Genomic DNA, 13,021 nt, shown 5'->3' with positions numbered 1-13,021 from the left:
ATCCCCAGCACCGTAGAAGATATCGAATAGTCTCCGAGTATGGGAAAGGCGGTAGCGCTCTCCCGCTACCACCATTCCCCCTGTGTACGGCCCGGAGACATGGGTAACAGTTTGTACCTAAGACATCTTGCCGAACGGATTGTCGACGGTCTGCAAGGTCGCGCATGAAGGAGCCCTCGCCCAAGAGTGCCGTTAAGCGCCCAGCGATTTCGACATCGATCCCGCCGATCCTCGATGGTCTCGAAATACCGTGACGGTTTCGATCAAGTCTCGCATCGCCGATGCAGATTCGGAATCACCAGAAACGTCTGACGGCGTTGACGTAGAGGCCGAGCAGATTGGCCTTCAGCCGGTCGGCATCGTGATTGTTGAGTGACGATGGTGAGGATGGCAGTCCGCGCTCGGTGCTGGCGGGACTGCCGTTCTCATAGCGGCGTCCTGCCCGGGTCCTCCGTGTGGCAACATGCCACCTGTGCCAGCGAGTGGGACCTCTCTTTCACATTGCATCGCGGAGGAATTCCTCAGCGACGAACGTCTCGAAGGCTGGCGACGAGAAGCGAACTCTGATGGCTCGTCACTGAAATCTAGCGTCGCGGGTCACCCTGACATCGTTCAGCCCCTTCAGAGCATCCCGATTCCCGGTGCCTGCGGCCGCACGAAAAACCTGTTCCGCGTCGCCGAACCGCCGCAGTTTCAGATATGCGTAGCCGCGCAGCACCATCAGGCCGGTGCGCTCGGGCGCAATGCGCGACCTTTCATCCAATGCCATGAGGACCTCGACATATCGCCCCTGGTCGAAAGCGGTTGTCGCTTGGGCTTCCAGAAGCGCGGTCTGTACTTGGACCCTGCGGTCGGCATCCAAAGGCGCCTTGGAGGCAGCCACTGCCGCCATGTCGGAAAGCCCGGCACGCAAATAGGCCAGGCTTTGCCCGTACGCTGCGTCGGAGCGGGTTTTGCCGGAACCGCCTAGCGCGATTTCAAAGGCCACTGCCGCTTCAACCGGCCTGTTTGCCTCCATCAGGCACCAGCCGCGCGTAAGCGCCGCGGCGGGAGCCAATGACGCTGGATCGATGGTGCTCGAGCAGCCTCGATTCTGCCGCTTGGCTCTGGCACGAGGGCTCGCTTGTGCGTCATTTCGATTGGATCTTGGCTGATCCTCGGATTGATCTGTTTTCGCCTGATCCTCAGGGCGGCTCTGTATCACTGGCTGTCGCGCGCGCGGGTCTGTCCCCGCGTCTTTTCCGACAGCCGCCGTCTCGATGCTGCGCTCGCCGACCGTCGGTATGCGTTCGGAGCGTCCCGCCCAAGCCGCCTGTATTTCCCGCGCACCGGCCTTGTCGCCGATTTTCCAGCGGGTCAGCGCGAGGCCGTAGGCAGAAGGCTCGTCATCGGGCTTCCAGTCGAGTGCTAGCTTGAACCATTGCGCGGCTGTCTGCCACTGGTCCAACCCGTCGGCGTACCAGCCGAGCTGTTGCGCGGACGCGGCATCCTTGGCGGCGTAGACTTCCTGAACCATCCGCTGCAGGACTTCAGTGCTGAGGGGCGGCGGCGGCGTGACAGCCAGGAGGTTCGCTATCGCAGCCAGATAGACGCGTCGCACATCATCGTTCGTATCGCGCCACGAATAGAGGATTTGCTCGGCTTCGGCGGGGCGATTCTGGTTGATCAGTGCAAGCGCCAGCCCTTGCGAGGCACCGGCTGTGTCTTCCTTGTCATGGGCCTTTCGAAACCATTCTTCCGCATCTTTCGGGTTGTCACGGCGGACGTAGTACCAGCCCAGCAAAAGAGCATCGGACGGCAACCCGCCCTCGGTCGCCAGCGCTTTCACAGTCGCAATATCGGCCGGTGCGACAACCAGCTTCGGGTCCGCGTCGGCGTCGGCGAGGCTTTGTCTGGCAATATCGCCGCGTATCGCCGAAAATTCTCCCTTGCCGTCGGCCGTCTTCTGCTCCGTGGCCAGAAGCTGCTCGAGATTTGGCCGCGACAGCAGCGGCAACGCCTTCTGTACTGTGGCTATGCGCTCCTCGGGTTTCTTGCAATTGTTCAGCACATAGAGGTAGGCGTCGCGCGCCCGGTCCTCGCGATGTGTGTTGGCGAAGGCTTCGGCCACGCGCCAGAGCACATCGACATCGCCGCATGTCAGCAGACTTGAGCTGGTTGAGCCAATCCGGATGACGGCCTCGTATTGCTTTAGATTGGAGGCGTTGACGAGTTGTTCCCTGGCTTCCGCGACCGCCAGCCGGTCGAGCAGGTCCGCTGGGGGCTGCCAGCCGGCCTGCGCGGTTTGCCTGTCGGCTATCGCCTTTCGTACCTCGGCGAGTTTGCCTTCGGAATAGAGCTTCCACATCTGGTCGAGTTGCAGGTCGCCCACTTCCTGCACGGCCAAGGGATTTTCCGGCGGCGTCCATTGCGGGTAGAGGGCTCTCAGCCGGGCAATCTCAGCCTCCAACCGCTTGGTATCGCCCTTGGAGGCAAAATAGCGGAGCGCGGTCTCGTCGACCTTCGGCGACGCAGCCCGCGCACCGTTGGGCTTCGCAGGAGCCGTCGTTGCGGGCGCTTGCTGCGCAACAGACGAATATCCCGCCTCGGATTGAGCATTGCCGGTAGCGGGACGACCGGCATCGGGAATCGAAGCACCCCCACCGAAATAGCCGGCGTCTCGGAGAACGACCGCGCCAAGCAGCGCAACGCCGGCAGCTATGAACACCACCGGTTTCATAGACAATCCGGCTTGTGGCGCCTTGCATAGGACAGCGCCAGCAACTGCAAGGTCGAAGGGTAGTAGTCGGTCGGCGTGAACGACCGCATGTCGTCGGGCAGCGGTGTCCCGTCGAGGACGCAGGAGACCAGGGCGGGGATGATGCGATAGCCGGCGTCGTCAAGCAATTGACGTGTTTGGCCTGTGGCAATGTTGACGATACGCACGCGCCCTTTCTGATCGGGCATTTGGGTCATGAATGGTTCCAGCAACGCCCGGTCGCGATTGCCGGAACGGACAAGGTAAAGCGGGATTCGCACGGCGTTGTAGCTGAATTCCTGGGGAAACCCATCGGCAGGACGAGGTTTGGCCTTCAAGGACACCCAATCCGGCGGCAGGCTTGATACCCCGATTTTCATGGAAGCCGCCAGCAAGGCCTTGCCACTGTCATCGACCTCCCGCCAGGGCCCGTCCGGCACCAACTCGGCCAATACCGGAAACGCTTCGAACACCCAGTAGGACGGGTTGACGACGGGGCCGTCCTTGCGGTCACTGGCGGCGAAGCCCGAATTGCCCGGCTTCAGCAGAACAAGATCGCCCACCGTTTCCAATCCACCGGCAGCCAGCGCGACCGCGATATTGCGTGCGGAAGCGCTGAGGTCAGGGCGCTGCCAGGCAGCCCCTGCGAGCGCCAGACCGTAAGCGATCAGCACGTCGCCATCGCTGGCATTGTTGGTGTCGGCTACGTGCGGGGCCGCCGCCGGGTCCCATTTCCAGGCAGCCAATCCATCGTTCCGCACCAGCATCTCCGTGCGGGTGAATGCCCAGATGCGATCGAAATCACCCCTGTTATCGGCAAGATAGGACAATAGCAGCCCGTACCCCTGACCTTCGCTGTGACTGATCTTTCCATTGGCGTTGTCAATGATTCTTCCGCTCGGGTCGAGAAACTTTTCCTTGTAAAGGGTCCATTCCTTCGTCGTAATTGCTCCAGCCGATCGAGCATCCCGGGATTGCGCCATCACAACAAGCAGGGCGCCGGCAAGAACAACAAGCAACGCCCGCGCAGAACGTGTCACCTGCGCCGTCCCAGCGCGCCAAGCAGTCCGGCGGTTGCAAAGCCCAGCAAGATCGACAGCAAGGTCAGCACGACAGCATAGGACAGCGCATTGGCGGATAGCCAGTTGGCGACGATCAGGCGATAGTTCCAGATTGAAAATGGCTGCGTTTCGACGAAATTGAAACGCGTGACTGGCACGGTGGCAACCTTGTCGTCGCTGGCGTCGACGGTTGTGATGTGTCCTTCCATCTGCCGCCAAGTGCCCTGTTCCGTCAGCGAGCGGACACCATCCCGCAGAGCACCGACCGTCGGAGCGGTAACGAGCGTCCATGTGCCGGAACCCACCGGGCTGGCTTCCTGCGCGACGACCAGGCTGGCGCTGCCTTGCGGCGTGAATTCGGCTGCGGGGCCTGGGAAGATCCGAAATGAATTCATGGATATGTTGAAGGTCCTTGTCAGCCAATCCTGAAGCGAGCCGATCTGGCCGCGCCACCCGCTGTCGCGCAGCCTTTCGCGCCATCGGTCGAATGTCGCCTCGGTATTCGGATGGATCGAGGCAACGGTTTCCCCCCATGTCGAGGAGGCGCCGTTCGAAACACCGACCTGCGCCAGCACTGTCGGGGGAACTTGCGAGATCGCGCTGATGAACAGAGCGTTCCTGTCCGCCACGGCGGTGGCCGCGGTCAGGGAGTCCACGGCGATGAGGCGTCCGGCGGCAACCGACATGCGCGCCAGAAGCGTGACCCCAGCGGAAACGCTTTCCGGCTGAGTTCGGTCCATGATCAGCGGCAACGTGTATTCCGAACGGTTATAGGGGAAACCGGTGCCGCTGATACCTGCAAGATCGGGCGTCCTGGCCACTCGCGCGAAGTCGGGCACGGCCAACTCGGAGCTGTCGAAAATCACGAAGCGCTGGCCGCCTTGCGCCGTCGCGCCGGGCGCGCATATTGCGTCGGCCCGGGTCATGAGAACGGCTTCAAGCGCAATGACGTTGTCGCCCGGTCTGAAGTGCCGCATGGTGACCTTGATCGGCAGATGCCGCAGAATCTCACCACCGGAGGTCGTGATCGGCACCGTGGCGGCAATATTGTCATTGACATAGACGTCGATGTGGCTCCCGGGCAGCACGTCCTGCGAGTAGGCGGCATCCAATAGGATCGTCGCTTCGCCATAGGCGTTGGCATAGAAGTCCGAAGGGACCCCGACCGCGAAATCGGTGCGCACCCTGCGCCCTGAGAATTCCAGCGTGTTCATGCCAAGCTCGGAAAACTTCAATCGGCTGGCACTCGACAGCAATGGCACATCCGGCATCCGCCATGTCCGGGTCGACAGGCTCGTCCGTAGGCTCCCTGCAGGCCGGTCGACTTGCTTGGCAATATCGTCGATCGCCATATCGACTGCCTGCCAGGTGGGGCCGCTCACCACCAGGATGGAAGGACCAAGCCTGGGATCGTCGATCAATGTTGCCACCGGACCGGTTTCGGCGGCAGGGGGGACTGTCGCCAGCACATTGGAAAGCTCCGATGCTGGCCCCAGGACTATGGTCGCCATGCCGGGTTTGGCGGCCGACGATCCGGTCTCGCTGACGTCGAAGGACTGGTTCGGCATACTGGCCATCAGCGCCAGTGCCTCACCCAGGCGCACCGCCGGTGACGTCGAGATTGTTTGTCCCATTGACGGAACAATCAGGTTGAAGGTCGTTGCGCCATTTTCGTCCACGCCGATCGCGCGCAGATCGTCGACGCGCTTCCAACGCCCTGCGTCGGGACCGTCGAATGAAAGAAAGGTCTTGGCTGTGTCGATCTGCGTCCACAGTTCGTAGGTCGATTCAATCGTGCAATCCGTACGGTGCCTCTGGAGCGCGGATATCGCTATGTCGTTCATCCCGGCGTGCAGGAGGTTCGCGGGTATGTTGACCGAGATGTCGGAGGCATTCTCCGACGAGGCGATCGGCGCATCGACCAACTCGCTGCCATTGATGGATATTTTCAGACGCGACGCCTCGGGGGCGATGACAACGGCATTTTGATAGCCCAGATGCAGCTCCGCCTTCGCGGCAGCCTGTTCCGGCGTGAGAAAGAGTGACCACGAGCGTTGCGAATATTCTCCCGAAAGCACCAGCTCGGTGAATGGCACGATATAGCGCCGTGCCAGCGACGCGGCCGGCTGCGGCGCCGCCGCTGCAATCGGCGCGCTGTCATTTTGGGCTGGCGCCACTCCTGTCGGTTGAACAGGCGCGGGAACAGCCGGCTTTTCAGGGGACATGTCGAACGGGCTGGTTTGGGAGACTGCCGGCGATACTGCCAGCAGAAGCAATGCGACCGACACGAAAACGGCTCTCATTGCCGCTTCTCCGCGAGTTGTCCGATGGGCTCTATGTTGTCCCGTCCGCGCAGGTCACGCCAGAAGTAAACCAGGCCCCGGTAGGTCTGGAAGATCGCCAACCTCAGGAACCAGAACGTCCCCCGCAGCAACCCCGGATTGCCTCTGCGCGACAGCTGGAACTGTTCCCACTGCTTTGAGTTCGCGAAGATCAGGTCGGCGACAAGCCGATGATGAACGGCTTCGGTCGGCAGGTAGAGGCATCCGATCGCGATGCTGTCCGTTGTTCGCTCGAAGTTTCGTATCGACACCGGCAAGACGGCTTCAGTCCCGTCGGAGAACAATTTGAACCGAATTCCAGTCTTGGCATCGATCACGAGATCCTCGAGCTCGGCGCCGAAGACCAGCACGCGGGCGCCGTTTGCCGACACATTCTCGATTGTCCCCTGAAGCCATTTCCCGGCGACCTGGAAATCACAGCGACGGCTGACCTTGACGCGTCTCGTGGCGGCGCGCTCTCCCCGTTCGGAGACCACACCTAGCGCGCATCCGGCGATAATGAGGTTGAGCAGATTCCAGCCCCCGACGACCAGTGTGACATCCGCTTTGTATGGCTCGGTGTAAACCTTGTAGACCGTCATCGCCACGCCAGCGAGCAGGACACCAAAGATGGCGAAAAACGGCTTTCCGATTTCCGACAGCCGGCTCCTCGCTATCGATTCGTCCTTTGCGGTGACCTTGAATGTCGGCTTCCTCGGATTCAGGATCACGGAAATCACGGCGGGGAGCAGATGCACCGTCTGGACATATTCATAGAGTTCCGAGACCCATGGCCAGCGGAAGGCGCCGTAGAGATAGTTCTGCATCATCAGGTTCACGATCATGTAGGCGAGCGTGTAGGCCATGAACTCGCCGCCGGACGCGGTGAAGATCTGCAGGTCGAAGAACAGGTAGAACAGCGGCGCGATCAGGAAGATCGTGCGCGGGAACGGGAACAGCCAGAACAGCGTCGACGACGTGTAGCAAAGACGCTGCGGAATTGAGAGGCCACGCTTGAGCGGCGGGAATCTGAATCGCAGTATCTGCATCATGCCCTGCGCCCAGCGGCTTCTTTGGCCGATGAAACTGGCGAAGGTTGCCGGCTGCAATCCGGCAATCAGCGGCTTGTCGACATAGACGCTATGCCAGCCACGCGCGTGCAGTTCGACCGCAGTCTCGCAGTCTTCGGTGATGCTGACGCCGCTGAAGCCGCCGGTTTCCGCAAGAGCCGTACGGCGCAGCACCGCCGCCGATCCGCAGAAGAAAGCCGCATTCCATTTGTCGAGGCCACGCTGAATAATGCCGTAGAACATCTCGTTTTCGGACGGCATTTTTTCAAAGGTGCGAAGATTTCGCTCAACTGGGTCTGGATTGAGGAAGAAATGCGGCGTCTGGACTAGGAATAACTTTGGATCTTCATCAAAATAGCCGACCGTCTCCTTGAGAAAATCGCGTGCCGGCGCATGATCCGCATCGAACACGGCGATGAGCTCACCCGTCGACTTTGAGAGTCCGTTATTGAGGTTGCCGGCCTTTGCATGTTCGTTGCGATCGCGCGTCAGGTAGTTCACGCCCATCTCGGCGCTCAACTTCTGCAATTGAGCACGGCGCCGCTCCGCATTGTTGGCGTCGCCGATTTTGTCCGAGTTCCGCTTCTGAACGGTTCCACCATCATCGAGCAGCCAGACATTGAATTTGTCGGCTGGATAATCCATGCCCTTGGCTGCGGCCATCGTGTTGGCCAGCAGGTCCGGATCTTCGTTGTAGGTGGGAATGAAGACGTCGACCGAGGGCATGCGATCGCCGGAATTGGCGCGCGACGGTCGCGAGGGAAGCGGCAGCGCCACGACGAAAAGGCTGAGCGCCAGCATCAGCACGCTGTACATTTCCGCGAGATAGACCATCAAGCCGGGGATGAAGTTCTCCAGCTGGTTGACTGGCGGCAGCGTGCTTGTCGTGCGCCAGTACACATAGCGCATGACGATGGCTGTGCCGAAAGCAAGGGCAACCAGCCGCCAGATGCCATCCGGTCGCACGAGCTTCAGCACCATCATGGCGACGAGCACGCACATGCCGGCAACCAATTGGGTTTCCAAACTGATGGGCAGCGTCACAAGTGTGAGCACGCACACCGATGCCAAGGCCCATTGAACGACGCTCAGGAACTTCCGCATTCACGCCTCTACATTCGGACGCTTGCCACCTGTCGGTTCAATCGCGTCCCGGTCCCCGGCTGCGCCCCTGCGTTCCCAGCTTTTTTGTGGGGTGCGCCACCACTCGCAGCGACCATGCATCCGAACACGTAATGGTTGATTTCGGCTTCATGGCCCGTGCCCGTTCTCGGTATGGTTAGCGAATGGTAAACTCGCTCATTTGCAGCCGCCCGCCGCGTCAGCCACGCAAGGCGGCGGCGGCACGATCGGCACAGGGCCCTTCCCGACGGTATCCGCCGCGGAGACCGGAGGCGCTACGGACGAAGCCGGCGTTTGGGAGTTGGCACTCTCCGCTCCCGGCGGCGGTGGCACGACTGGCCCCACGGACGCTGGCTGCGAGGGAGCTGGAGGTGGCTCTACCGACGCCTGCCTCTGGGTGCGATACACCCGGCCATTTGACTGTCCTGGCTGCGCGGCGGGCGGCGGCCCGGTTACAGTCTCGAAACGCGAAATACCAACGGGGTAGATCGGCTGCCCTGACTTGCCAAGGGATGCATCTGGCGCGGCGGGCTCGCCATACGGATTCCAATTGCGCGTCTTGAAGGACGAGGTGATCGTATAGCCATACATGACGTCGAGAAGTCTTTGCTCGGATGCATTCTGGTCGCACAGACGAAGACGAACCTGGATCGAGCCTTTGTTCCCCACCCAGGTTTGGGTCATGCCGGTTGAGCTTATACGCTGCCAGCCGTAGAGACAGGTGTCACCCGATGCCGAGCGCCCCGCGGCATAGCCAAACGGCCCATATTTGTTCTGCACATAATAGGGCGAACGCAACATCCGGATGCCCGGCAGCAGCTTCCGCATCTCCGACCCGACATCGCCGATCGGAAGATATCCGTCGCGAAGCCGGGTTTCCCCGGCGACCGATGTATCGACCGGCCCAAACAACTGAACCCTCAACATGTTCTGGCCGGGCGTACGCGCCGATGTCGAAAGCAGAATGTCCTGCTGGGCGGCATTGGTGAATCGCCGCTCGATGATGGCGGTGATTGCAGGGCCGCCTGGCGCGGGAAACGCAAAAGCCGTTTCGGTCGAAACGAGGTTCGTTCCGGACGAATTCACAAGCGGCGGAGGCTGGGCGCAAGCGGCAAGCATCAGTACCAGGGCCAGGCTTGCAATCTTCAGGGCGAACGCCGCGCCAATTCTCCACAGGCAAGAGCCTCGAATTGAATCGAGACGCTCCCTCAAAACCGGGCAGACGTGGCGACCCTCGGCGAAGTCCATGCATGCGACGCTATGAGATTCGCGCTGCTTGACGAAGGAATAATCCCAGCAAAAGAACCTTGCCCCCAAGAGAAGCCTGTAACCGAGTCAAATTTGCAACTCGCCCTGGTCAGAACTTCACCGTGAGGAAGCCTTTATATGATTGGTACTGGGAGCCACGCTCCAGCAATCCATCATAGGCTAGGCCCAGCGACATCGATCGAAACGCTAGGCGCAGATCGGCGCCGAGTACAGCAGCGTTTCGTTCAACGGGGACGCCGCCAATAAAGAATGGGCTCGCGCCGGCGAGCTGGTGCCACTCTCCGCTGCCACCAAGCGATGTGAAGCGCCAGCCGGCCATTGCCCCGAGCCGGACCAGCAGATCGCTGCTCCAGGGAAATTCGGCGCCCATGCGCAAACCGGTCGTGGTGATCAAGCCGTCCAGATGCGAGGCCTGGATGTCCAGCGCGGCGTCACCGCCGCTTTCGGACCAGCCATCCGCATCCCAACGCGCATATGTCAGGTTGACGAACGGCGCAATTTCGGCCCGAGCAAGTTTGAATGGATAGTCGATTTCGCCGAACACCTGTCCGGAGCGCGCATTGTAGTTGCCTTTGACTTTGTCCCTGAACGCTCCAAAGGCGATGCTTCGTTCGGAGTTGATTTCATGCCAGGAATACAGCCCGCCAAACCGGCCCCGCAATCCCGACCCTGCCCATGCCGAATAGGCCCCGATGCTGAGCGTGTCGACATTGGCGTCCGACGCGCGTGCGCTGACGTCGAAATCGCTCTCGCCATAACCCGCCGCAAGGCCAACCAGCCAGTTTTCACTCAGTTTAAGATCGCCACCCGTGAGAAAACCGGAGCGACTTATATGGCTGCTGGCGGCATTGCCGTCGGAGCCGCCCGCTATCTCGGCCAGATAGGGATCGAACCATAGCCGTGACCGTGTCTGGGAACCATCTTCGGCAGCGGAATTTCTGGCCTGGGCGAGCATGATATCGCGCAGCGCGGCATCGCTTTCCAACAGGCTATTGGCGAGGCTCGGGTAGATCTCGCCCGAAAGCGCATCGAACGCCGAACGCGCCGCGGATGGACTTGCCGAAGCAACGACGGCATCGACGATCGCACCGTCCGGCAAGTCCGCGAGCGCACCCGCCACGGCTCGCTGGTTGGCGGTTTCGGCGACCGATGTGAAATCTGTATTGTTGCGTGACACGTCGAGGTCGACGGTCCCGCCCCCATAGTGCAGCGCGAGGTCGATGAACGGCATGTCGCTTTGAACGTCGGAAAAACTGCCGATCACCTGCGATGCCGAGAGGATTCTGAAGCTGGTCCCCTCGATGGTGAAGTCGCCGATCACAGAAACGACGAGGGAGCTTCCCTCAACCGTCGCAGTGCCGTTCACAGTCAACAGACTTGCCCCAGCATTCGGATCCAGCGACAGGCTGTAAGTGGAACCGTGGCCGAGAACGAGATCGCCAGCGACCGACAGCGTGCCACCGTCGTTTTCCCGTGCCAGAGTGCCCGCCACCGTCGTCGCGCCCACAGTGCCGTTGCCGCTCAGGATGGCGCCGGCATCGACCTGCACTGCCGAAGCGGCGATGGAGCCCGAAACGCGCAGCTCGCCTTGCTCCACCTCGGTCGTCCCGGAATAGGCGTTGACGCCGGCGAGTTCCATGGTGCCGGCGCCAGTCTTGGTAAGGCCGCCGGTCCCACTGGCCGTGCCTCCGAAGACGGTGTCGGCATCGTTCCCGCCTGTCGTCAGCCGGGCGGTGACGAGATCGACCGATCCTGTGCCCGAGAGCGAGCCGATCGTCTGGTCGAAACCGGCGAGGTCAAGCAGCGCTCCGGCGCCAACGATGAAATCCGACCTTGCCGAAAGAGCACCCGCCGCACCTGCCTGCAGAACGCCGCCGCTGACATCCGTTGCCCCGGTATAGGTATTGGGCCCCGAGAGCGTGAGCGTGCCGCCGCCTGTCTTGACCAGTGAACCGCCGGTGCCGCCCGACAATCCGCCGTCGACAATGGCGCCATCGACTGTCGTGGACAAATTGTTTCCTCCGACGACGAGGGCGACGCCACCGAGATAATACGTCCCCGGCCCCTGGATTGACCCGACTTCGATCTGTCCATCGGAAACCCCGGAAAAATCGACCGTTCCGCCCAGGTTCGTCTCCAGCGCGGCGGTGCCGCCCGAGCTCAGCTCGCGAAAAACCGTCCGGCCGGCTGGCCCCGTCACGATGGTGGCAGCGCCCGCTGATGCATTGCCGGAGAAATCCACCAACCCGCCATTGTTGACGGAGGCATTGGCCAGCGTGGCCGAGCCCGAAAGCGTCACGACACCGCTTGCATTGTTGACGACCTCCGCGGTGCCGGCCGAACTGGAGCCGGCAAAATCGAGCTGTCCGCTATTGGCCATGAAAGCCGTCCCGGCAGAGGCATTGCCGGAGAAGGCAACCTCACCGGACTGATTGTTGATGATGCTCGCCGAACCGGCGGTGGCATCGTCCGTGAAGGTGACGCCGCCATTGTTGGTGATTGCCGCGGTCGCGGCCGAACTGTTGCCGGAAAAACGCGTCGCGGCACCCTCATTGTTGGTGATCAGGCTCTGGCCCGCGCTCGAACTCCCTTCAAAATTCAAGCCGCCATTGTTGGTGATCTGGGCGGTGCCGGCAGTGGCATTTCCCGAAAACGAAACGGTAGCACCGGCATTGCTGACGATGTTTGCCTGTTCGGCGCTGGCGTTGCCCTGGAAGGCGATCGAGCCGTTATTGGCGATCGCGGCGTTGCCGCCACCGGCGTCATCGTCGAAGGAAATCTTGCCGCCTTCATTGTTCGTGATGTTCGATCCCGCCGCCGTGGATTGGCCGGTGAATTCGATCAGGCTGTCGGCATTGTTGGTCATGAACGCACTCCCCGCCGTCGACTGGTCGGAAAAATGCGCGCTGCCGCCTGAATTGTTTACGATGGTCGCCTGAGCCGCGGTGCTCTGGTCGAGGAATTCCACCCTGTCGTTCTCGTTGTTGGTGATTGCCGCTTCGCCGGCCGATTCCGTTCCCTGATAGGTCGTGACACTACCGCTCGAGGTTAATTTAGGGGCCACGTCATCGGCGGTAATTGCGAAAGGCGCGTTGCCATCACCGGCCGAGGATTTCGGGTTCACATCCGAAGATCGAATCTGGAATGGCTGCGGCACGTGCTCCTGTGCCCCTGAACTCACAGGCTGGAGCAGGAAAACGGCGGCGAAGGGACAAATAGCCATTGCAACGGTCGATCTGGCACACATTTCGCCCGATTCTGCCGGTCTGAACAGGCGGATCATTGGACGTGAAATGGATAGCAGCAGCGAATCATTGTGGAGATGACAATTATTCGAATAGATCCAGCTGTCCAGTCGGCCAAAGTAACTTGAAGATTCTCATCGCCGCACCATAGCAAGATGCCAGCCGTTGCGGTTACTCTTGAGAGAAGCTCCCGCCA

Annotated in this window: 7 protein-coding genes; 1 reads left to right on the top strand and 6 read right to left on the bottom strand. The window is 61.2% G+C overall.

The features are described 5' to 3' along the window. Positions 1–250: 250 nt before the first annotated feature. On the top strand, positions 251–376 hold the full coding sequence (locus C9427_RS35240) for a hypothetical protein (protein WP_280954154.1): 126 nt from the start codon (positions 251–253) through the stop codon (positions 374–376). A gap of 198 nt (positions 377–574) precedes the next feature. Here C9427_RS35240 and C9427_RS13470 read toward each other — a convergent pair whose 3' ends face one another. From C9427_RS13470 to C9427_RS13445, 6 genes are all read right to left on the bottom strand, one after another. After that, on the bottom strand, positions 575–2,719 hold the full coding sequence (locus C9427_RS13470; protein WP_107649647.1) for a tetratricopeptide repeat protein: 2,145 nt from the start codon (positions 2,717–2,719) through the stop codon (positions 575–577). After that, positions 2,716–3,720 (bottom strand): family 8 glycosyl hydrolase, encoded by a 1,005-nt coding sequence (locus C9427_RS13465; protein WP_107649662.1) that lies wholly within the window; start codon positions 3,718–3,720, stop codon positions 2,716–2,718. The genes C9427_RS13470 and C9427_RS13465 overlap by 4 nt, the downstream gene beginning before the upstream one ends. A 53-nt stretch (positions 3,721–3,773) precedes the next feature. Then, on the bottom strand, positions 3,774–6,101 hold the full coding sequence (locus tag C9427_RS13460) for a cellulose biosynthesis cyclic di-GMP-binding regulatory protein BcsB (RefSeq protein WP_107649646.1): 2,328 nt from the start codon (positions 6,099–6,101) through the stop codon (positions 3,774–3,776). Next, positions 6,098–8,293: a UDP-forming cellulose synthase catalytic subunit gene (gene bcsA / locus C9427_RS13455; RefSeq protein WP_107649645.1), complete on the bottom strand. Its 2,196-nt coding sequence runs from the start codon at positions 8,291–8,293 to the stop codon at positions 6,098–6,100. The genes C9427_RS13460 and bcsA overlap by 4 nt, the downstream gene beginning before the upstream one ends. 195 nt (positions 8,294–8,488) lie before the next feature. Beyond that, positions 8,489–9,559, bottom strand: coding sequence for a cellulose biosynthesis protein BcsN (bcsN, locus tag C9427_RS13450; RefSeq protein ID WP_107649644.1), 1,071 nt, complete (start codon positions 9,557–9,559; stop codon positions 8,489–8,491). A gap of 109 nt (positions 9,560–9,668) precedes the next feature. Then, positions 9,669–12,644 (bottom strand): autotransporter outer membrane beta-barrel domain-containing protein, encoded by a 2,976-nt coding sequence (locus tag C9427_RS13445; protein WP_167434339.1) that lies wholly within the window; start codon positions 12,642–12,644, stop codon positions 9,669–9,671. Positions 12,645–13,021: the final 377 nt, after the last annotated feature.

The organism is Mesorhizobium helmanticense (assembly GCF_003034915.1).
Classification (GTDB): domain Bacteria; phylum Pseudomonadota; class Alphaproteobacteria; order Rhizobiales; family Rhizobiaceae; genus Mesorhizobium; species Mesorhizobium helmanticense.
The sequence above is the reverse complement of the archived record's forward strand: the minus strand, read 5'-3'. Positions and strand labels throughout refer to the sequence as shown.

What these genes read in the sequence shown, in the direction of transcription:
- C9427_RS13470 (WP_107649647.1), bottom strand. Translation starts at nt 2,719, where the DNA reads ATGAAACCGGTGGTGTTCATAGCTGCCGGCGTTGCGCTGCTTGGCGCG.
- bcsA (WP_107649645.1), bottom strand. Translation starts at nt 8,293, where the DNA reads ATGCGGAAGTTCCTGAGCGTCGTTCAATGGGCCTTGGCATCGGTGTGC.
- C9427_RS13465 (WP_107649662.1), bottom strand. Translation starts at nt 3,720, where the DNA reads ATGGCGCAATCCCGGGATGCTCGATCGGCTGGAGCAATTACGACGAAG.
- bcsN (WP_107649644.1), bottom strand. Translation starts at nt 9,559, where the DNA reads ATGGACTTCGCCGAGGGTCGCCACGTCTGCCCGGTTTTGAGGGAGCGT.
- C9427_RS13460 (WP_107649646.1), bottom strand. Translation starts at nt 6,101, where the DNA reads ATGAGAGCCGTTTTCGTGTCGGTCGCATTGCTTCTGCTGGCAGTATCG.